This window comes from Myroides odoratimimus (assembly GCF_030326305.1).
Classification (GTDB): Bacteria; Bacteroidota; Bacteroidia; order Flavobacteriales; family Flavobacteriaceae; genus Flavobacterium; species Flavobacterium odoratimimum_A.
Genome location: NZ_JACAKB010000001.1, coordinates 243408 through 267005, shown reverse-complemented (window position 1 = coordinate 267005; position 23598 = coordinate 243408). Strand labels below are relative to the sequence as shown.

General features: G+C 35.6%; 18 protein-coding genes. 5 read left to right on the top strand and 13 right to left on the bottom strand.

Annotated features, from left to right (window positions below; all coding sequences use genetic code 11):
• Position 1 precedes the first annotated feature (1 nt).
• From ruvA to HX049_RS01125, 12 genes are all read right to left on the bottom strand, one after another.
• The gene (ruvA, locus tag HX049_RS01180) at positions 2-583 is read right to left on the bottom strand and encodes a Holliday junction branch migration protein RuvA (protein ID WP_006257354.1); all 582 of its coding nucleotides are present in this window, start codon (positions 581-583) and stop codon (positions 2-4) included.
• Between the two features lie 95 nt (positions 584-678).
• Positions 679-2958 carry an NADP-dependent malic enzyme gene (locus tag HX049_RS01175; RefSeq protein WP_286413486.1) on the bottom strand — a complete coding sequence of 760 codons (2280 nt, stop codon included), beginning with the start codon at positions 2956-2958 and terminating at the stop codon, positions 679-681.
• A gap of 64 nt (positions 2959-3022) precedes the next feature.
• The gene (gene queG / locus HX049_RS01170; RefSeq protein ID WP_286413484.1) at positions 3023-3949 is read right to left on the bottom strand and encodes a tRNA epoxyqueuosine(34) reductase QueG; all 927 of its coding nucleotides are present in this window, start codon (positions 3947-3949) and stop codon (positions 3023-3025) included.
• A gap of 19 nt (positions 3950-3968) precedes the next feature.
• The gene (gene ruvB, locus HX049_RS01165; protein WP_286413482.1) at positions 3969-4997 is read right to left on the bottom strand and encodes a Holliday junction branch migration DNA helicase RuvB; all 1029 of its coding nucleotides are present in this window, start codon (positions 4995-4997) and stop codon (positions 3969-3971) included.
• 90 nt (positions 4998-5087) lie between these two features.
• A complete protein-coding gene (locus tag HX049_RS01160) occupies positions 5088-6890 on the bottom strand; it encodes a cytochrome c oxidase subunit I (protein ID WP_006257358.1) in 1803 nt (600 codons plus the stop codon).
• 29 nt (positions 6891-6919) lie between these two features.
• Positions 6920-8086 (bottom strand): cytochrome c oxidase subunit II, encoded by a 1167-nt coding sequence (locus HX049_RS01155; protein WP_041888878.1) that lies wholly within the window; start codon positions 8084-8086, stop codon positions 6920-6922.
• 17 nt (positions 8087-8103) lie between these two features.
• Positions 8104-9417 carry a quinol:cytochrome C oxidoreductase gene (locus HX049_RS01150; protein ID WP_286413480.1) on the bottom strand — a complete coding sequence of 438 codons (1314 nt, stop codon included), beginning with the start codon at positions 9415-9417 and terminating at the stop codon, positions 8104-8106.
• A 31-nt stretch (positions 9418-9448) separates the two neighbouring features.
• Positions 9449-9997: a c-type cytochrome gene (locus HX049_RS01145; RefSeq protein WP_286413479.1), complete on the bottom strand. Its 549-nt coding sequence runs from the start codon at positions 9995-9997 to the stop codon at positions 9449-9451.
• A gap of 1 nt (position 9998) precedes the next feature.
• Positions 9999-10526: a DUF3341 domain-containing protein gene (locus HX049_RS01140; RefSeq protein WP_006257362.1), complete on the bottom strand. Its 528-nt coding sequence runs from the start codon at positions 10524-10526 to the stop codon at positions 9999-10001.
• Positions 10527-10532: 6 nt separating this feature from the next.
• Positions 10533-11942 carry an NrfD/PsrC family molybdoenzyme membrane anchor subunit gene (gene nrfD, locus HX049_RS01135; protein ID WP_006257363.1) on the bottom strand — a complete coding sequence of 470 codons (1410 nt, stop codon included), beginning with the start codon at positions 11940-11942 and terminating at the stop codon, positions 10533-10535.
• Between the two features lie 38 nt (positions 11943-11980).
• Entirely contained in the window at positions 11981-15034 is a 3054-nt protein-coding gene (locus HX049_RS01130; RefSeq protein WP_286413478.1) for a TAT-variant-translocated molybdopterin oxidoreductase, read from the bottom strand.
• 34 nt (positions 15035-15068) lie between these two features.
• A complete protein-coding gene (locus tag HX049_RS01125; RefSeq protein WP_286413477.1) occupies positions 15069-16343 on the bottom strand; it encodes a cytochrome c3 family protein in 1275 nt (424 codons plus the stop codon).
• A gap of 217 nt (positions 16344-16560) precedes the next feature.
• Here HX049_RS01125 and HX049_RS01120 point away from each other — a divergent pair, with 217 nt between their 5' ends.
• Positions 16561-16941, top strand: a complete 381-nt coding sequence (locus tag HX049_RS01120) for an SPOR domain-containing protein (RefSeq protein ID WP_286413476.1) — start codon at positions 16561-16563, stop codon at positions 16939-16941.
• 167 nt (positions 16942-17108) lie between these two features.
• On the opposite strand, the gene leuS is transcribed toward HX049_RS01120, so the two are convergent.
• Complete coding sequence (gene leuS / locus HX049_RS01115) at positions 17109-19922, bottom strand: leucine--tRNA ligase (protein WP_286413475.1); 2814 nt, start codon at positions 19920-19922, stop codon at positions 17109-17111.
• Positions 19923-20166: 244 nt separating this feature from the next.
• On the opposite strand from leuS, the gene HX049_RS01110 reads away from it, so the two are divergent.
• From HX049_RS01110 to truB, 4 genes are read left to right on the top strand one after another with little or no spacing between them, the layout of a single operon-like run.
• Positions 20167-21048, top strand: a complete 882-nt coding sequence (locus tag HX049_RS01110) for a cell division protein FtsX (protein ID WP_286413474.1) — start codon at positions 20167-20169, stop codon at positions 21046-21048.
• 2 nt (positions 21049-21050) lie between these two features.
• Positions 21051-21293, top strand: a complete 243-nt coding sequence (locus HX049_RS01105; protein WP_286413473.1) for a DUF3098 domain-containing protein — start codon at positions 21051-21053, stop codon at positions 21291-21293.
• A 14-nt stretch (positions 21294-21307) separates the two neighbouring features.
• Positions 21308-22114, top strand: coding sequence for an undecaprenyl-diphosphate phosphatase (locus HX049_RS01100; RefSeq protein WP_286413472.1), 807 nt, complete (start codon positions 21308-21310; stop codon positions 22112-22114).
• Between the two features lie 2 nt (positions 22115-22116).
• Positions 22117-22833, top strand: coding sequence for a tRNA pseudouridine(55) synthase TruB (truB, locus tag HX049_RS01095; protein WP_286413471.1), 717 nt, complete (start codon positions 22117-22119; stop codon positions 22831-22833).
• Positions 22834-23598 lie beyond the last annotated feature (765 nt).

The following is a 23598-nucleotide window of genomic DNA, read 5'->3' as shown; positions in this document are numbered from 1 at the left end:
TTTATAAATTTTTTAAAGCTTGCTTAATGATGAATTCAACAGATGCATCAGGTGTTTGCTTCATAATCTTATCAACAACTTTTTCAGCTGATTTACGCACAAAACCTAATACCTCTAAAGCTGATAACGCTTCATCTGCATTTGTATTGTTAATAACAGGAGAAACTTCATCAATATTATACAATTTTATTACCTTTTCTTGTAAGTCAAGTATAACACGCTGAGCAGTCTTAGCTCCAATTCCTTTAACAGATTGGATTGTTTTTACATCTGCAGAAGCAATAGCTTGTAGAAGCTCTTTAGGAGCAATAGATGAAAGCATATTACGTGCAGTATTACCACCAATACCCGATACCGATATCAATAGTTTAAATAATTCACGTTCTATCTTATCTATAAAGCCGAACAGAGTATGTCCGTCTTCTTTTATTTGTAGGTAAGTATATAATCTCAAATTTTCTGAGGAACCAATTTGAGAAAAAGTATGCAGGGAAATATGGATAAGATATCCTACTCCCCCGCAATCTATTACCACTTCTGTGGCTGTTTTTTCTACTAGGCGTCCTTGAATATGTGCTATCATTATTATATCGAATTTTACTTCAAAAATAACAATAAATATTAACTATTTACTAACAAATAACTAATCGCACAACTACTATTCAGAGTACCAGTATATTATTTCTTTTTGCGATTCTCACGTACTTGAGCATCTACTACAGCTACAGCTGTCATATTAACCATCTCATCAACACTAGCACCTAATTGGAATACGTGAACTGCTTTATCTAAACCTAAAATAATAGGGCCAATAGATGTCGCTTTATTCAATTCTTTCAACATTTTATAAGTGATGTTAGCAGAATCTAGGTTAGGGAAAATAAGAGTATTCACTTTCTTATCTACTAATTTAGAGAAAGGGAATTTCTTCTTCAACATTTCACTATTTAAAGCGAAGTCGATTTGAATCTCACCATCTACAACCATCTCAGGATGTTGCTCATGTAAGATGCTAACTGCCTCTTTCATTTTTGTTGGAGAAGCATTAGGTGCAGATCCAAAGTTAGCATATGATAACATTGCAACAACAGGCTCCATACCGAACATACGTACAGTCTTCTCTGTCATCACAGCTATTTTAGCTAAATCTTCTGCACTAGGATCAGGATTAATAGCAGTATCTGCTAAGAACATTGGTCCTCTCTTTGTCATCATTAAGTTCGTTGTAGCTACTCTACTAACTCCCTGTGCACGAGGTATTAATTCTAAGATAGGTTTTACTACATTAGGGTAACTACGAGAATATCCTGTCAACATAGCATCAGCCTGCCCTTCATTCACTAACATAGATGCAAAGTAATTTCTTTCTAGCATCAATTTACCTGCATCATATAGAGTAACTCCTTTGCGCTTTCTAGTTTGCCAATAAGCATTAGCAAAAGCAGCTCTTCTCTCTTTTTGTTCGTCAGACTTAGGATCAATAATTTCTACATCATCATTGAACTCTATTTCTTTCTTAAGCTCTTGAATAGTTTCTTTATCTCCTAATAAAATTGGAGTCACCATACCTTCTTCATAAGCAATCTGAGCAGCCTTTAATACATCCAAATGATCTGCTTCAGCATACACTACGCGTTTAGGTTCAGTCTTAGCACGGTTGATTAACATACGCACTAATTTATTATCTGATCCCATTCTTTCTTCTAAAGAAGATTTATACTCCTCCCAATCTGTAATTGGAGCAAGTGCTATTCCACTTTCCATAGCTGCTTTTGCAACTGCAGGAGGAACAACAGATATAAGTCTTGGATCAAATGGCTTAGGAATAATATACTCTCTACCGAAAGTAAACTTAGTTTCTCCGTAAGCAATATTTACTTGTTCAGGCACTGGTTCTTTAGCTAACTTAGCTAAAGCCACTACAGCAGCCATCTTCATTTCTTCGTTAATTTTAGTAGCACGTACATCTAAGGCTCCTCTAAAAATATAAGGGAAACCTAATACGTTATTAACTTGGTTAGGGAAATCAGAACGACCAGTAGCCATAATCACATCCTTACGTGTAGAAGTTGCAAGGTTATAGTCGATTTCAGGTCTTGGATTAGCCATCGCAAAAACGATTGGATTATCTGCCATACCTAAAAGCATTTCAGGTTTTAAAACATCCGCAGTAGATAACCCAATAAACACATCAGTTCCTTTTAAAGCATCTGCTAAAGAGATATCGTTATCAATAGCAAACTCTCTTTGTAAATCTGAAATACGCGTATCGTCTTTCTTTAAAACACCTTTACTGTTAAACATTTTAATATTCTCTTGTTTAACACCAAAAGCAACATATAATTTAGCACATGCAATAGCCGCTGAACCAGCACCAGAAACCACCATCGTGATTTCTTCCATCTTCTTACCTGCTAACTCTACTGCATTTAGCAACGCTGCTGCTGAGATAATAGCTGTACCATGTTGGTCATCGTGCATTACTGGAATATCTAATTCTTCTTTCAGCCTTCTTTCTATTTCAAAAGACTCTGGAGCTTTGATATCTTCTAAGTTAATTCCTCCAAAAGTTGGAGAAATATTCTTCACAGTTTCAATAAATTTATCTACATCAGTAGTATCTACCTCAATATCAAAAACATCAATATCTGCAAAAATCTTAAACAGCAATCCTTTCCCCTCCATTACTGGTTTAGAAGCTTCAGCCCCGATATCTCCAAGTCCAAGTACTGCAGTACCATTAGAGATAACAGCAACTAAATTACCTTTTGCTGTGTATTTATATACATTATTTACATCGCTTGCAATTTCCAGACAAGGCTCTGCTACACCTGGTGAATATGCTAAGGCTAAGTCTCTTTGTGATGAATACTTCTTCGTAGGAACAACTTGAATTTTACCAGGCGTTGGTTCAGCATGGTATTTAAGTGCTTCTCTACGTAAACTATCTTTATTCATATATTTACATTTAACGTGATGAACAAAGATAACCTTTTTGTAATATAATTCGGATTTACGAAATTCACTCCCTTAAAAATTGCATATTTCGCAACAAGCCTTCGTATTTCGTTCTTTTAATTGCAGATTTTTTAAAAATTTCATTAAAAGTCTCCTTCGTTAGTTCTTTCCATTCACGCTTTGAGTACTCAATTAACGCAGTATTAGGAATAAATCTTTGTTCTTTATGTGGTGAAGCAAAGCGATTCCACGGACAAACATCTTGACAAACATCGCATCCAAACATCCAATTATCTAATTTACCGCTAAATTGACTCGGTATATCATCTTTCAATTCTATAGTTAGATAGGAAATACATTTACTCCCATTAACGATATAAGGACTCTCTATAGCCTCTGTTGGACAAGCATCTATACACTTAGTACAAGTTCCGCAATGATCAGTAGTAGGCCCATCTTCCTCTAGCTCTAAATCAATTATTAATTCAGCAATAAAAAAGAAAGAACCACTTTTTCTATTAATCAAATTGTTGTTCTTACCTACCCATCCCAATCCAGATTTAGCAGCCCAAGCTTTATCTAACACAGGAGCTGAATCAACAAACACACGTCCATCAACGGCACCTATTTCACTTTCTATAAAATACAATAGCTCCTTTAACTTATCTTTTATCACGTGGTGATAATCCTCGCCATAAGCATACTTTGATATTTTATAAGTGTCATTAATCTGTCTCTCTTCTGGATAATAGTTTAAAGTTAATGATACCACACTTTTTGCTCCTTCAACAAGTAATCTTGGATCTAAACGTTTATCAAAATGATTTTCCATATAAGACATCTGCCCATGCATCTGCTTATTTAACCACTGCTCTAAACGAGGTGCCTCCTTCTCTAAGAAATCTGCCTTAGAAATACCACAAGACGAAAAGCCAAGGCGTTTGGCCTCGGCTTTTATAATAGTAGAATATTTACTTTTATTTTCAATCATCTAATCACTTGTATGATCTCTACATATCAAAAAGTCCACCTTGTGGATGAATTCTTTCTCTACCTAAGTGTTTATAAGCTTTATCAGTCACCTCACGACCTCTAGGAGTACGTATAATAAAACCTTCTTGAATTAAGTAAGGTTCATAAACTTCCTCTATTGTTTCACCATTCTCAGAAACAGCAGTCGCTAACGTAGATAATCCTACAGGTCCACCTTTAAACTTATCAATAATCGTACTCAATATCTTATTATCCATCTCATCTAATCCAAATGAATCTACATTCAATGAATTTAAAGCATATTTTGAAATCTCGATATCAATATCACCATTCCCCTTTATCTGAGCAAAATCTCGCACACGTCTCAACAATGCGTTTGCAATACGAGGTGTTCCTCTACTTCTACCAGCAATTTCTATAGCTGCTTCCAAGTCAATATGGACTCCCAAGATAGAAGCACTACGTTCTATGATAGTCGCTAATAATTCTTTATTGTAATATTGAAGACGACTTTGAATACCAAAACGAGCTCTCATTGGTGACGTTAACAGTCCAGAACGAGTAGTCGCACCTACTAATGTAAAAGGATTTAAATGAATCTGAACTGTACGTGCATTCGGACCAGACTCTATCATAATATCGATCTTAAAGTCTTCCATGGCAGAATACAAATACTCTTCTACAATAGGACTTAAACGATGAATCTCATCAATGAATAAAACATCTCGTTCTTCAAGATTAGTTAATAACCCTGCTAAATCACCAGGTTTATCTAAAACTGGTCCAGAAGTAATCTTAATTCCCACATCAAGTTCATTAGCCAAAATATTAGCTAATGTAGTCTTACCAAGTCCTGGAGGTCCATGAAACAAAGTGTGATCTAAAGCTTCTCCCCTTTGATTAGCAGCTTCAACGAAAATCCTTAAATTCTCTAATACCTGATCTTGCCCAGCAAAATCATCAAATGACAGCGGGCGCAACTTCTTCTCAACATCTAATTCATCAGAAGAAAAGTGCTTATTAGTTGGGTTTAAATTCTCATTCATAGTACAAATATAATTGAAATATCAGAGTCTACACTAACAAAAAAAGTCATCCTTTCGGATGACTTTTTAATATCTATAAGAAATATAATCTTAGTGATGTAATTCCTCTTCACCTGCAACGAATGGCATGTTTTGAGGAGCGTAATCTTCTGGTAATCCAGGTTTACTATAGTCATAAGGCCATCTGTAAACAACTGGTAATTCTCCAGGCCAGTTACCATGAATATGTTCAACTGGTGTAGTCCACTCAAGAGAGTTACTTCTCCATGGGTTCTGAGTAGCTTTCTTACCATAGAAAATACTATAGAAGAAGTTCCATAAGAACACTAATTGGAAAGCAGATCCAACTAAAGCGAATACTGTAATTAACACGTTTACATCGTAGAACTCATCAAATAATGGGAATGCAGTATTTGAATAATAACGACGTGGTAAACCAGCTAATCCGATGAAGTGCATTGGGAAGAATACTCCGTAAGCACAAACTGCAGTTACCCAGAAGTGGATATAACCTAAGTTTTTATTCATCATACGTCCAAACATTTTAGGGAACCAGTGGTAGATACCAGCAAACATTCCATAAAGAGCAGAAATACCCATTACTAAGTGGAAGTGAGCAATAACGAAATATGTATCGTGAACGTTGATATCTAATGTTGAATCTCCTAAAATAATCCCTGTTAAACCTCCTGTAATAAACGTAGATACGAATCCAATACAGAATAACATTGCAGGGTTCATTTGGATATTACCACTCCAAATTGTAGTGATATAGTTGAATGCTTTTACTGCTGAAGGAATTGCAATCAATAACGTAGTAAATGTAAATACAGATCCTAAGAATGGGTTCATACCAGATACGAACATGTGGTGTCCCCATACAATTGTTGATAAGAAAGCAATACCTAAAATAGAAGCAATCATCGCACGGTAACCAAAAATTGGCTTACGAGCGTTACAAGCAATAATTTCTGACGTAATACCCATCGCTGGTAAAATTACGATATATACCTCAGGGTGACCTAAGAACCAGAATAAGTGCTCATATAATACAGGAGAACCTCCTTGGTAATGTAATACTTCTCCAGCTAAATAAATATCTGATAAGAAGAATGATGTTCCAAAACTTCTATCGAATAACAATAATAAAGCTGCAGATAATAAAACTGGGAATGATACGATACCAATAATAGCTGTAGTAAATAAAGCCCACACTGTTAATGGTAATCTTGTCATAGACATTCCTTTAGTTCTTAAGTTAATTACTGTAGCAACATAGTTTAACGATCCCATTAAAGAAGATGCGATAAAGATTGCCATAGATACTAACCATAATGTCATTCCCATTCCTGAACCAGGTATAGCTTGTGGTAATGCACTCAACGGAGGATATACTGTCCATCCAGAAGATGCTGGTCCACCTTCTACGAATAATGAAATAATCATTAATACTGCAGAAATAAAGAATAACCAATAAGATAGCATATTTAAGAATCCTGAAGCCATATCACGTGCTCCAATCTGCAATGGAATAAGTAAGTTCGAGAACGTACCACTTAATCCAGCAGTTAAAACGAAGAATACCATTATGGTACCGTGCATCGTTACTAGGGCAAGATAAGCATCATTTTTCATAACTCCATCAGGAGCCATTTTATCACCTAAGAACCATTTGAATACTGTAAAAGATTCTTCTGGCCAAGCAATTTGCATTCTAAATAACAGAGACATTCCAATCCCGATGATTCCCATAATAATACCTGTAATCAGGTATTGCTTAGCAATCATCTTGTGGTCTAAACTAAACACATATTTAGTAAAGAAGTTCCCTTTATCGTGATGATCATGATCATGTGAGTGATCGTGATTGTTTTCGTGTCCTTCTACTGACATAGTTATAGATTGATTTTAATATGTGAGTTTTATTTTCCTACTTGAGCGATAGCTTCAGTTTCAACTTCTTCAACTGCTGCAGGAACTTCCTCTACTGCTGGAGCAGGTGCGTTACTAGCTTTTTCAGCAGCAACTTGCTCTTTCAATGTAGGTAGTTCTTTCAACCAAGATTCGAATTCTTCAGGAGTCTCTACAACAACTTTCATTTGCATATTGTAGTGAGAAGCTCCACAAATCTTATTACATAAAATTAAATAATCAAATGAATAAGGTTCTAATGCCTCTTCTCCTTTAGCGATTAACTCTTGGCTTCTTTCAGCTCTAATATCGTTAATATTACTAACTTTTTTCACAATCGCCTCACGTTCTCTCATTTCTGCTGTAGTAACAGTAGGAACGAAAGCAAACTGAGTAACCATACCAGGAACACAGTTCATTTGTGCTCTAAAGTGAGGTAAGTAAGCTGAGTGAAGTACGTCTTGCGAACGGAACTTCAATACTACTTTTTTACCTTTTGGCAAGTGTAATTCTTTTGCCATTTTATCATCAGCAGCATTCGGGTCAGACATGTCTACCCCTACTAAGTTGATACCTTCAATAAAACGAACGTTAGCTTTACCTAAAGTGTTATCTGTTCCAGAGTAACGAACATCCCATCCGAATTGTTTAGCATATACTTCAACAATAAGAACGTCTTCTTCTTCATCTACAAACATAATATCATTCCAAGCAAATAATCCATAAAGAATTAAACCTGATAATGTAATTACAGGGATAATTGTCCAAAGAGCTTCTAATTTATCATTATCTGAATAGAAACGAGCTTTTCTACCGTTTATTCCACGTCCTTTGAATGCAAAGTAGTGTAATAAGAACTGAGTAAAAATTTGAACAACTCCAATTAATCCCATTGAGATCCACATTAAATTGTCAACCTCTTTTCCATGCTCTGACGCAGGGTTATCCATCAAAGGAAAACTTCCATACTCTACTAAACAGAAGATAGTGAAGATATAGATGAATCCTAAGAAAGCGAAAGTCAAATAACCATTGATGTTATTATCCTTCTCATTAGCGATCTCTGTAGAAATATCATCAGGGTGAGAACCTACTTGAGTCAAATCAAATATTTTCGTCAGTTGCCATACAGCAACTCCTAACAATACAACCGCAGCTAATATTAATAAACTTGTCATTTGTTTATTTTTAAATATTAATAGTGAAAATGTTTACTCTCTTCAATCAATGGGTTATTCTTAGCTAATAATGGCGCTTTAGCAATTGCACTAAATCCAACATAGATAAATAATCCAATGAAGAAAATAAGTGAAGCTATCTCAGAAACACCAATAAACCAAGAACCTCCAACTGTACCAGGAGAGATCATCATAAAGAAGTCAATATAGTGACCTACGATGATACAAGATCCTGCCATTACAACAATCCAAGTTAAACGTTTGAAATCTGTATTGATTAATAATAATAATGGCAATAAGAAATTCAATACTAACATTCCGAAGAATGGTAAGTTATATTCTTGAATTCTAAAGATAAAGTAAGTAACCTCCTCTGGAATATTAGAATACCACTGTAACATGAATTGAGAGAACCAAAGATAAGTCCAGAATATACTTAATCCAAACATAAATTTAGCTAAATCGTGAATATGACTAGTATTAACATATTCTAAGTATCCTTTGTTCTTTAAATAAAGAGTAACAAAAGCGATAGTTGTAATAGCTGTTACAAAGAAACTAGCGAATACATACCATCCGAATAATGTACTATACCAGTGAGTATCAATCGACATAATCCAATCCCAAGATGCCATAGACTCAGTAACGATAAAGAATACTAAGAAAGCAGCTGAAGCTTTAAATATCTTTTTGTAGTAAGTTTGATCACCACTATCATCTAAAGCTAAAGATTGTTTACGAGCATAAATTCTATAAAAGTTCCATCCAGCTAAATAGATAACTGTTCTAATTAAGAAGAAAGGTACATTTAAGTATCCAGCTTTCCCTTGAATAATTGGATCTGCATCAACTACTGCTTGGTCAGCCCAAATAAATAAATGGTTTCCTCCCAATACAGAAATTAATAAAATCACAAAGAATATAACTGATCCTGGCAATACATAAGCTGATAATCCCTCCATTACTCTGAATAATACTGGAGACCATCCAGCACTAGCAGCATTGTTAATAGCATAAAAAGTTAGAATACCAACTGCTACTAGCATAACGAAAATACAAGCTACATATAACGCAGTCCAAGGTTTATTTTGCATTTGACCAAGAACATGTTCTAAATGTTTTTGATGTTCAGCATGATCAGCGTCAGACACAGAATGGTCTGCAGCAGATACATGATGCTCACCACCATCATGATGAGCTTGCTCAGTTAAGATCTGCTCTACTTCAGCAGTTGTCTTAGGGGCACTGAAGAAACCATATGCAATCCCTACAAGTCCTAGAACCATAAGGACGATTGCAAAAGTCTTCAAATTTTTTGAAAATGTGTACATATCTAAACTTTCAAATAAGTTTTACAATTTATTATTCTGATTTCAATTTTAATACGTAATCTGTAACTAACCAACGTTCATGTTGAGTTAATTGGTTAGCATGAGATCCCATTGAATTCAAACCATAAGTAATTACGTGGTATATTCCTCCTTCAGTTAGCTCTCTATCTTTATAGTTAGGAACCCCTAAGAATTTTTCTTTTTTCACTAAATTACCTTTTCCATCCCCAGCTCCTCCGTGACAAACTGAGCAGTAAATTGTATATAACTCTTTACCTTTTTCTAAATCTTTCTCCTCTGCAGATAATGGTGATTTTTGATTTAATCTAGCCATTGCTAAACCTTCTGGAGTATTCTCATACTCCTCAGGTGAAAATCCGCGTGGTATAGATCCTTCAGCAGGTAACTGACCTTCTTTACCATTTTTAAAAACTGTAGTAGGAACTTCAGAATATGTCTCATATGCAGCTGACTCGTACATATTTGGCATAAATTGATAGTTTGCACGTTCTTTATTAAAACAAGAAGTAGTCAAAACTGATACCCCTACTAAAGCTACTATTTTATATATCGTTTTCATTCTACAATTGCTTTTCAATTACTTTAACTTCAACTGCTCCCGTTTGTTTGAAGAACTCAATCGCTGCTGCTTCATCAGTTTTCAAAGCTACTTCCATTAAGAAGTGATCATCTGTAGTTCTTACATCAGGATTTTCAGCTTTCTTGAAAGGCCATAATTTACTTCTCATAAAGAAAGTAAGAACCATTAAGTGAGCTGCAAATAATACAGTCATCTCAAACATAATTGGAACGAATGATGGCATATTCTGAATGAAGCTAAAACTTGGTTTACCTCCAATATCTTGTGGCCAATCTACAATCATAATATAATACATCATGAATGTACCGAAAGAAAGTCCTACCAAACCATATAAGAAAGCACAAATAGCTAATCTTGTAGGTTTTAATCCCATAGCCTTGTCTAGACCGTGTACTGGGAATGGTGTATAGATTTCTTCAATATGATGATGAGCATCTCGTGTTTCTTTTACAGCATGTAACAACACATCATCATCGTTGTATAGTGCGTGAATTACTTTATTACTCATAATATATTAATGATTTAAAGATTGATGATTCTCTTTGCTGTCTCTTTCTTTTTTGTAAAACTCTCCTGAAGATTTCAAGATTGTTTTTACCTCTGCTTGTGCAATTACAGGGAAACTTCTTGAATATAATAAGAATAATACAAAGAAGAAACCTATTGTACCGATGTAAATACCAGCATCTACGAATGTAGGTTGGAACATTGTCCATGAAGATGGTAAATAATCTCTGTGTAATGATGTAACGATAATTACGAAACGCTCAAACCACATCCCCACGTTTACTACTAAAGAGATAACAAACGATGCTAAGATATTAGTTCTAATTTTCTTGAACCACATTACCTGTGGAGAAATTACGTTACAAGTCATCATTAACCAGTAAGACCACCAGTAAGGTCCTGTTGCACGGTTTAAGAATGCGTATTGTTCATACTCTACTCCTGAATACCAAGCAACCCATAACTCAGTAATATATGCTACCCCAACGATAGAACCAGTGATCATTACAATAATGTTCATTAATTCAATATGTTGTACTGTAATATAATCTTCTAAGTTAGAAACTTTTCTCATGATGATAAGCAGGGTATTTACCATTGCGAATCCAGAGAAGATAGCTCCTGCTACGAAATATGGAGGTAAGATTGTAGTGTGCCATCCAGGAATAACTGAAGTAGCAAAGTCAAAAGATACAATCGTGTGTACAGAAAGTACAAGAGGAGTAGCTAAACCAGCTAATACTAATGAAACTTCCTCAAAACGTTGCCAGTCTTTTGCACGACCTGACCAACCAAATGATAAGATTGAATATATTCTTTTTGTAAATGGCGTAATAGCTCTATCACGTAACATAGCGAAGTCAGGTAATAAACCAGTCCACCAGAAAACTAATGATACTGATAAATACGTAGAAATCGCGAATACGTCCCATAATAATGGAGAGTTAAAGTTAACCCATAACGATCCGAATTGGTTAGGAATAGGCAATACCCAGTATGCTAACCATGGACGTCCCATGTGAATGATAGGGAATAAACCAGCCTGAACTACTGAGAAAATTGTCATTGCCTCAGCAGAACGGTTAATCGCCATTCTCCATTTTTGTCTAAATAATAATAATACTGCAGAAATTAACGTACCAGCGTGACCGATACCTACCCACCAAACGAAATTGGTAATATCCCAAGCCCATCCAATGGTTTTATTTAATCCCCAAGTTCCTATACCTGTACCTACAGTGTAAGCCATACAACCTACTCCCCATAGAAACGCTAATAAAGCTAAAGTAAAAACTCTCCACCATAGTTTATTCGCTCTCCCTTCTACAGGTCTAGCCACATCCACAGTTATATCGTGATATGATTTCTCACCAATAACTAAAGGTTTTCTAATGGGTGCTTCGTAATGTGACGACATAATCCTTTATATGTTTCTTTAATTAATAATTCTTTTAACTAGATATTTCTAACCTTAACGTGATAGAATACATTTGGTTTTGTTCCAATGTGCTCTAATAAATGGTAAGCTCTATCTGACTCAGCTAATTTAGTAATTTCTGACTCTTTATCATTTACATCTCCAAATACCATCGCTCCACTTGAACATGCTGCAGAACATGCAGTTTCAAATTCATTTGGACGAATTGCTCTTCCTTCATTCTTAGCTTTTAAGATTGTAGATTGAGTCATTTGGATACATAATGAACATTTCTCCATTACCCCTCTTGAACGAACTACTACGTCTGGGTTTAATACCATACGTCCTAAATCATCATTCATGTTGTAATCGAAAGCATCGTTCTGAGAATATAAGAACCAGTTGAAACGTCTAACTTTATAAGGACAGTTGTTTGCACAGTATCTTGTACCAACACAACGGTTATAAGCCATATGGTTTTGTCCTTGACGACCATGTGATGTAGCAGCTACTGGACACACAGTCTCACATGGAGCGTGGTTACAGTGTTGACACATTACTGGTTGGAAAGCCACTTGTGGGTTTTCAGCTGGATGTTCTAATTCTTGGAACACTTCACGGTATTCTCCGAATCCACTTGCATTAACTTTTTTCTCGATATCTCCTGCGAATGTATCTTCTGAAGAGTAGTATCTGTCGATACGTAACCAGTGCATATCTCTACTTCTTCTTACTTCTGACTTACCTACTACAGGTACGTTATTTTCAGCGTGACAAGAGATAACACAAGCACCACATCCAGTACATGCATTTAAATCAATTGATAAGTTGAAGTGATGTCCAACTGATCTATCAAATGATTCCCAGATATCAATAGTAGAAGCTTGTACAGTCTGGTGATCGTAAGAAACCACAGGTTTAATATTCCAGTCTTCAGCATCTTTTGTATTGAAGATCTCTAATGTAGTATCTTTTAAGATATCACCTCTACTCATTAAAGTGTTTTGTAACTGAACACAAGCAAACTCGTGATCACCACCTACTTGAGTAATAGCAGCACCTTGTACTCCATTACAGTCTTTGTATAATGTGTAAGCATTAACACCTACTTGCATTTCTTCTTTTAATGCAGCCTTTCTACCGTAACCGAACGCTAAACCGATAGTACCTTTTGCTTGTCCTGGTTGGATAAGAGCTGGCACTTTTTCTAATTTAACACCGTTAGCTTCGATAGTTACATAGCTACCATTAAGACCACCATTAGCAACGTGGTAGTTTTTGATTCCTAATGACTCAGCATCAGCTTGAGCTACAGTTACGTAGTTATCCCAAGATACACGAGTGATAGGATCTGGGAACTCTTGTAACCAAGGGTTATTAGCTTGTTGTCCATCTCCCATACCAGTTTTAGTATAGAATACCAACTCTAAACCATCTACTTTCTTAGCAGAAGCTAATGCAGATGCAGCAGCTGAGAAATCAGCAGAAGCACTTACTTTAGAGTTTGTTCCAACAACAGCAAAACCATCGTGTACTAATTGATTCCAAGTTTTATCAGCTACATAAGACTTACCAACATTCTTAACATAGTCATAGTAAGCAGTATTGCTTCCTGACCATAATAATAATGAATCTTGTAATTGTCTAGTATCAAATAATGGACGGATTGTAGGTTGAGTTACAGAGTAGTGACCTTTTCTGATCATTACATCTCCCCAAGACTCTAAGTAGTGTGGAGCTGCAGCAGCAACAGTAGAAAGTAAAGCTGTTTCATCTTCTTTCAATGAGAAAGAAACTGAAGTTTTTACTTTTTTCAATCCTTCTACGAAAGCAGCAGAATCAGCTAAAGTATACACTGGGTTAACACCTGACATAATCAACGTGTGAACTTTACCAGCGTTCATATCTTTTACTAATTGTCCTACTTGAGTAGCATTACCTTGTCTAACATATTTTGTTTGCTCTGGTAAGAAAGCTTCTGATTGTAACGCCTCGTTAATTGCAAACACTAATAATTGAGCATTTACATCATCAAGACCTGTTACAACAACTCCTTTATTTCCAGCAGATTTAAGTTGACTAGCTGCTTTTTTAATAGCATCTTCGTACTTATCTACAGCTGGAGCAGAAGCACTTCCTCCTACAATAGCATTGTATAACTTAACTAAAGCAGCTTTTTGGTTAGCTACAGTTAATGGAATTCTCACGTCAGCATTAGCTCCTGATAAAGACATATTTGCCTCCATTTGGATATGCTTAGACATTTTTCCATTTTTAGGAATACGTTTTTGAGCATAAGCCGAATCGTATCCTCCACCTTGCCAATCTCCTAAGATATCAGCACCAATAGAAACGATCACATCAGCAGCACCAAAATCGTAATCTGCTAATCCACGAACACCATAAGCTTTCTCATAAGCATCTGCAGCAGCAGATGAAGATACAGCATCATATACAACGTGTTTAGCTGTTGGGTTAGCAGCGATAAACTCTGCTATAATTTTATCAGTAGATGGACTAGCCATTGTATTTGTTAACAATACAACGTTTCCTCCATTTGCTTTTGCATCTTGTAAACTTGCTCTAACTTTTGCATCTACTTCATCCCATGAAGCACTTTTACCACCGATTTTAGAACCTTTCAAACGAAGGCTATCATACATTGATAAAACTGATGCGTTCACACGAGCGTTAGCTCCTGAGTAAGCATTAGCTAGTCTGTTATTATCAACTTTGATTGGACGCCCTTCACGAGTTTTGATTAGAACGTTTACAAAGTCAAATCCATCAGCAATAGTCGTTGCATAATAATCTGCAACACCAGGAATAATCTCTTCTGGCTGTACTACATACGGAATAGATTTCACAACAGGCCCCTCACATGCAGCTAAAGTTGCTGCTGCAGTAGAAAAACCTACATATTTCAAAAAGTCTCGACGAGTAGTTGATGAAGAAGACAATTTACTTTGATCTCCAAGAAACTCATCAGTAGGAATTTCTTCAACAAACTCATTGTTTCTTAGCGACTCAACAATAGAACTATTTTCATTCAGCTCCTCAACACTTTTCCAGTATTTTTTGTTTGATGCCATTGTATATATATATTAGCTTCTTATTCTTAATTTATTAATAGTGACATTTACCACACTCTAAACCTCCCATTTGAGCTACAGTCAATTTCTCAACTCCGTACTTCTCTGATAATTCTTTGTGAATTTTAGCGTAGTACTCATTGCTCTCTAACTTAACGTCAGTTTTTCTGTGACAGTCAATACACCATCCCATTGTTAATGGAGAGTGTTGTCTCATAATTTCCATTTCTTCAACTGGTCCGTGACAAGTTTGACATTCTAAACCTGCAACATTTACGTGTTGAGAGTGGTTGTAGTATGCGAAGTCAGGAAGATTGTGAATTCTAACCCACTTAACTGGTTTTTCTTTTCCAGTATATTTGTTTGTTGCAGGATCCCATCCTACTGCATCATATAATTTTTGAATCTCTGCAGTATAGAATTCTGGAGTGTACTTACCGTAGTCTTTTCCAGCTTCACCTGTAAACTCATTGATATTCTCATGACAGTTCATACAAACGTTCAATGATGGAATACCCGAAGTTTTACTAGATCTTGCAGCAGAGTGACAGTATTTACAGTCAATACCGTTATCTCCAGCGTGAATCTTGTGAGAGAAGTGAATTGGTTGTACTGGCTCATACCCTTGGTCAACACCTACTTGCATCATCCATCCATACGCGAAGTATGATCCGAATAACACTAATACGATAACAGAAACAATCACTAAAAATTTATTTTTAACGAATGCTGTACACAATGGAATTGATTTACGTACTTCAGGAGTTAATCCATTAACCTCTACTACTTTGTTTAATACTCTCTTAACGAAGAATAGCATAGTTACTAGAAGCATCAATACAACAACTAAAGCTCCTAATACAATAATATTAGAAACACCGTCATTGTTAGATTGCCCAGCAGCTCCACCTTGAGCACCAGCTACAGGCGCTGGAGCAGCTTTCTCTTCTGAAGTATAAGCTAAGATATTATCAATGTCTTCGTCTGACAATCCAGGGAAGTCATTCATAACAACCTTATTCCAGTCGTTAAATAATTTAACAGCAGCAGCATCTCCAGATTTAATCAATGAAGAACTACTTTTAATCCACTTGTGTAGCCAAGCTACATCATGTCGTTCAACTACTCCACGAAGAGCTGGTCCAGTAGAAGTTCCATCCAACTTGTGACAAGCCGCACAGTTAGAGTTAAACAATTCCTTACCTTTTGCTGCATCTTGAGCAAACGAAATTGTAGTAAACGATAGCATTAACGCTAAACAAAAGAATAAAATCTTTGAAAACGAATTATGGTTACCCACTTTTTTCATAGTTATAAAATGATTTTCAACTAAACTTGGTCTTATTTAACAGCCAATTAGACCGCTATCTTATACACCTTATTTACAAACTCCGACAAAAATACAATTTATGAGTTACTCTTAAAACCTTTACCATGCTTAAAATACAATTTATATGCGTTCTAAATAACGTACGATTACCTCATTATCAAGATAATTTGTAAATTTGCCTTAAACTTTATTCATTATGAGATTTTTAAGAAATTTTCTTGTCTTAATTCTAGTTCTATTTACTAATCACGTAATTATAGCTCAATCATCTAAAACCACATTAAATGAACCCTCAGCCATAAAAGAACTACTAAATAAGAAGAAAAACACAAATACGTCGACAACTGTAAACGATAAATACAAAATACAGATATTTTTCGGCAAAAATACAGAAGCTAGAGCTGCCCTAAACAGCTTCAGAAGATTGTATCCTGATGTTAATGCTACGATAATTTATACTAATCCTTCTTACAAAGTTTTAGTAGGAAATTATAAAACTAGATTAGAAGGAGAACGCAATCTTAGAGCTATTCAAAAAGATTTTGAACACTCTCTTCTCTTGCGTCCAGGTAAATAATTCACACCTTATATACGAAGGGTTATTAGCTAAAACTAATAACCCTTTTTTTATAAATAAATATAACATAACCTCTAAAAAGAAAAAGCCTCAACATCGATGTTGAGGCTTTCTGTATTTATTTGTGATAATAAGTGCATTTATAAGACTTACAATCATACTGTAATTTATCCAACCAAGTTAATAATCTTACCTGGAACAATAATTACCTTCTTAGGCTCTCTACCTTGAAGTTGAGCTACTGTTCTTTCGTCTGCTAAGATGATTGCTTTAATCTCTTCTTCTGTTAAGTCTAATGGCAACTCAATCTTGAATCTCATTTTTCCATTAAACGACACAGGATACTCTTTTGCACTCTCTACTAAATACGATGCGTTGAATTCTGGGAACTCAGCATACGTTACAGATGTAGTATGTCCTAGCATAGACCACAACTCTTCTGCAATATGCGGAGCATAAGGAGAAACCACTATTGCTAATGGCTCTAAAATAGCTCTGTGATTACATTTTAGCTGTGACAATTCATTCACACATATCATAAACTGTGAAACTGAAGTATTAAAAGAGAAGTTCTCTATATCCTCAGTCACTTTCTTGATTGTTTTGTGAAGTGACTTATACATCTCTGCCGTTGGCTCATCATTGGTCACGATCACACCATTATCATCTGCATATAGTCTCCACAATTTCTTTAAGAAACCTGCCACACCAGATATACCAGCCGTATTCCATGGTTTAGCTTGCTCTAATGGCCCTAAGAACATTTCGTATAGACGCAGTGTATCCGCTCCATATTCATCACAGATATCATCAGGATTCACCACGTTGAAATAAGACTTAGACATCTTTTCCACCTCGTGTCCTACGATATATTTACCACTAGCATTCAAGACAAACTCTGCATTTGCATAGTCTGGTCTCCATGCTTTAAACCCTTCTGTATCTAATTCAGATGATGAATTAACTAATCCAACATAAGCATATAGCTGTTGAACCTTTTCATCCTTAATCATATCTTTAGATATAAACGTATTCGTTCCTTCTATTCTATAAACAAAAGCAGAAGTACCTAAAATCATTCCTTGATTAATCAACTTCTTGAAAGGTTCTTCCGTTGGAGCCACCCCTATATCCTTTAAGAATTTATTCCAGAAACGACTATATAATAAGTGTCCAGTAGCATGCTCGCTTCCTCCTATATATAAATCTACATTTTGCCAATAAGCTAATGCTTCAGGAGAGGCGATTTCTTCTGTATTCTGAGGATCCATATAACGCATCCAGTACCAAGAAGAACCAGCCCAACCAGGCATTGTATTTAACTCTAGTGGAAATACCGTTACCCCGTCTATCTTGTCGTTTTCTACTACTTTATTATTAGCAGTATCCCACGCCCATACAGTTGCATTCCCTAAAGGTGGTTGACCATCTTCTGTCGGCAAATACTTTTCTACTTCAGGTAGAACGATAGGCAAGTATTTTTTGTCAATCATCTTAGGAAGATTATTTACATAGTACACTGGGAATGGCTCACCCCAATAACGCTGACGTGAAAATACAGCATCACGCAAACGGTAGTTTGTCTTTCCTTTTCCTTGTCCTATTTTCTCTAGTGCTTCGATAGCCTTAAGAGTCGCATCTTTAAACCCTAATCCATTTAAGAAATCAGACTCGATTAACAAGAAACCTTCTTTCTCTGCATATGCCTCCTCTGAAATATCTTGATCAAAGATATTCTTGATTGTAATACCGAAGTGTTTTGCAAAAGCATAATCTCTTGTATCGCCAGCCGGAACAGCCATTACAGCTCCAGTTCCATAACCTGCTAACACGTAATCTCCGATCCATATTTCTATCGGTTCTTTTGTGAAAGGATGTTCAGCATACGCTCCTGTAAATACTCCTGAGATAGTCTTCACATCTGCCATACGGTCGCGCTCACTTCTCTTAGAAGTAGCATCTATATAAGCTTCTACAGCTGCCTTTTGTTCTGCTGTAGTGATTTTTCTCACTAAATCGTGCTCTGGAGCAAGAGTCATAAAACTAACACCAAAGATAGTATCAGGTCTAGTAGTGAACACTTCTATCGTATCATCACTTTCTTTTAAGTTAAATACTACAGAAGCCCCTACAGATTTTCCGATCCAGTTTCTTTGACTCTCTTTAATACTCTCAGTCCAGTCAATATCTTCTAACCCTTGAAGTAGACGTTCTGCATAAGCAGAGATACGCATACTCCATTGTTTCATTTTTTTTCTAACCACTGGATGCCCACCTCTTTCAGACAGACCATCTTTAATCTCATCATTCGCCAATACAGTTCCTAGAGCAGGACACCAGTTTACTTCTGTCTCGGCTAAGTAAGTCATTCTATATTTTAGTAGAATTTGCTCTTTTTCATCAGCTGAGAACGCATTCCACTGATCAGCGCTAAAGATCTCGATAGCATCCTCAGATACAGCTTGCACATTTGCATTTCCTTCTTTTTCGAAGATAGTCACTAATGTATCGATAGACTCCGCTTTATCGCTTACTTTATTATACCACGAATTGAACAATTGGATAAAGATCCATTGTGTATGTTTATAATAGTCCGCATTAGAAGTACGTACCTCTCTACTCCAGTCAAATGAAAAACCAATTTTATCTAACTGTTCTCTATAACGATCTATATTTACTTCTGTAGTCACAGCAGGGTGTTGTCCTGTCTGGATAGCATATTGCTCAGCTGGCAACCCGAAACTATCATATCCTTGAGGATGAAGAACATTAAAACCTTTTTGACGTTTATAACGAGTAAAAATATCCGAAGCTATGTATCCGAGTGGGTGCCCCACATGTAATCCTGCTCCAGATGGGTAAGGGAACATATCTAATACGTAATACTTAGGCTTGTCAACATTATTCTCTGTTTTGAAAGTTTGGTTTTCTTTCCAAAATTTCTGCCATTTAGCTTCAATTTCGTTTGGATAATACTTCATACTATTATATATATCAATTTTTATACTTTGGTTAGTTCTTCAATCACACTATAATAACGCAGAATACTAATTTGAATTTCTAAGAAGTCAAATCCTATTTTCTAACACCATTCTAAGTTTGACAAAAAAAACCGTCAATTCAGGCAAAAATAAACTATATTTATAACAATTAGAAAACTTTAATCGTTATTGTCTCAATAAAAACATTTTTGTTTGTTATTTTTACGCACTTAAAATTTGATATATGGCTAGCTCTTATGAAAAATATCAAAAGCGAAAACTAATTTCGTCTTATTTTTCAGTTATACTTAGTATTTTCTTGGTTCTATTCTTATTAGGATCGCTAAGTCTATTCGTTATTAATTCTAAAAAAATCTCTGACAACTTTAGAGAGAATATACCTATGACTATATTCTTTGAGAAAAACACTTCTAAAGCAGTCATAGAAAAATTTGGTAAGAAGTTAGAAAAGCACACCTATATAAAAGAGCATCGCTTCGTCTCTAAAGAAGATGCTGCTAAAGAACACCAAGAGACCTTAGGTGAAGATTTCGTTGATTACTTAGGATTCAACCCTTTACAAGACTCTTATGACATTCACTTAAAAGGAGAATATGTCGTGAATGACAGTATAGATATTATCCTTAAAGAATTCAATGCTAACACAGCGATAAGCGATATAAAATATGACAAACAACTAGTAGATCTAGTCAATGAGAACGTAGATAAGATCACGAAGTGGGTGCTTATTATAGCAGCCTTCCTTACGATTATATCTATGCTATTAATCAATAGCTCTCTACGACTATTAATTTTCTCTAGCCGTTTTACCATTAAGACCATGCAAATGGTAGGAGCTACAAAGCGTTTCATCAGACGCCCATTTATCAGACATAGTATGAAGCTAGGACTAATAGGCTCTATACTAGCCATCATAGCTATCACTGCGCTTACATTCTATGCTGACAGCAAACTACCTGATCTAAATATCAACCCAAAAGAAGATTATATGCCTCTAGTGATCGTATCATGTGGAATATTAATCTTAGGAGGGATTATCACTAGTATCAGTACATTCTTTGCTACACAAAGATTCTTAAACCTAAAATCAGACGAACTTTATTAAATATGAAAGATCAAGATCAAAACCAGAATGTGCTTCTTTTCACTAAGAAGAACTATATTATACTACTGGTAAGTATAGCTTTAATTGCACTTAGTTTTTTCTTAATGGCGGGTGCTACTAACGATGTTCCTACAGAGTTTAATGAAGACATCTATAGCTTTAGACGCATACATCTAGCTCCTACAGTATTCTTTATCGGAATAGGAGTAGCTATTTATGCAATATTTAAAAAAGACAATAAATAATATAACTACATTAAATGGATTTAATACAAGCTATCCTCCTAGCCATAGTAGAAGGATTAACAGAGTATCTACCAGTATCTTCTACTGCGCATATGATATTCGTAAGTTCTGCTTATGGTATTCAAGAAGACGAATTCGTAAAATTATTTCAAACAGCTATACAGTTTGGAGCTATCCTAGCCGTAGTGGCTCTATACTGGAGAAAGTTCTTTGACTTTAGTAAACTGAACTTCTATAAAAAATTAGTCTTAGCAGTTATCCCTGCTTTAGTATTAGGAAAATTATTTGACGAAGCTATTGACAAGGTATTAGGAGAGACTATCTACATCGCGATTATGTTGATTATTGGTGGTTTTGTATTAATCTTTATAGACAAGTACTTTAAGAACCCTAAGACCGTACGTGAAGAAGACATTACTGTTAGACAAGCTGTTACTATCGGGTTTTGGCAGTGTCTTGCGATGATGCCAGGTACGAGCCGTTCTGCTGCATCTATCATTGGAGGTATGCAACAAGGGCTTTCTAGACAAGTAGCTGCAGAGTTCTCATTCTTCTTAGCAGTACCTACTATGGCTGCTGTGACTGTGTACTCTATTGTACTTAAGAAATATGAATCAGGAAGAATAGGATATGAGATACTTCTAGACAATCCTGATAATATGAAATTATTCTTATTAGGAAATGTACTTGCCTTTATCGTATCGATTATCGCTATTAAATTCTTTATCGGCATCATTAAAAAATACGGTTTTAAACCTTGGGGATACTACAGAATTATAGCTGGAGCTATACTATTATTATACTTCGGATATCTTAAATAAGAATGATACAATACAATACTGAAGCCTTTCAGAGTGGGCAAATACTATTAATAGACAAACCGCTGCACTGGTCGTCATTCCAAGCAGTAAACAAAATTAAATGGCTATTAAAAAAACACTTTGACTTAAAAAAGATTAAAGTAGGTCATGCAGGAACTTTAGATCCTTTAGCCTCTGGACTTCTTATCATCTGTACAGGTAAATCCACAAAACAAATCAGTGAATTACAAGGACAAATAAAAGAATATACTGGGACAATCACACTAGGAGGAACTACTCCATCTTATGACTTAGAGACAGAGATAGACCAGACCTTCCCTACAGAACATATCACAGAAGCACTGTTAGAAGAGGCAAGACTATCCTTTATGGGAACTACAGAACAACGTCCTCCTATCTTCTCTGCGCTTAAGAAAGATGGCAAACGCCTGTATGAACACGCTCGCAAAGGAGAAGAAGTAGAGATAGCGACTAGACCTATCACCATAGAAGAGTTTGAATTAACACAGACAGCCCTTCCTAATGTTGATTTTAGAGTCGTGTGTTCTAAAGGAACTTATATCCGCTCTCTAGCTTATGATTTTGGAAACAAAGTAAACTCTGGAGCACACCTAAGCGCCCTGCGCAGAACCAAAATCGGAGACTTCGATGTCATCAACGCCATCACTCCGGAAGAGTTCGAAGAACAAGTATTAAAAGCAATCGCTGACAATATATAATCAAAAAGCTACAAGATATCTTGTGGCTTTTTTGTTTTTCTGTGAACTGTGAAGTAATTCGTTATATCGTGATATCGCGTAGCTTACTATATCAATCACAGTCTATCTCGTTGTCACGGATTTATAATCCGTGACTTACACTACTCCTCTTCCGATGTCATACTGAGCTTGTGAAGAATCACATCCTACACACTCGTTGTCGCGGATTTATAATCCGTGACTTACACTACCCTCACAGAATTACCCAAAATTTAAAAATACTTTTTTCTATTTTCACTCTGATTATACCTCAAAAAACAAGTCCCCTACTCTCATTTCTCTTATTTCCATCCCCTATTCCTCCTTGAAGAAGAGTAACGCCTTATAAAGAGTTATTTTTTTCAAAACTTTTTTAGTTACATAATTTCATAAAAAATTAAATATCAACTGTTTAATAAAACCCAAAATCACACCAACCTTTTGATAACGTCAACAAAACTGCGGTATAACAGCCTTTCCTTGGACAATTATAGGACTATACTAGGACTATAACGGGTTTAAAGTAACTTTTGCCCAAGAATAGTTCTTTTATACATCTTCTATTCTTCTTTTATGAAAACTTAATACGGTCATACAGCAGTCAAAATAAGTTCTCTACAAGACGAAATCATTCGCTTTGATATTCTTCATTTCATGTTCTTATTTTTATGAAGTGTGATGTGTGCTAGGATGATCTTTTTTATCGATTGTTTGAACAGTTAAATAATATCATATCAGTATTTTATA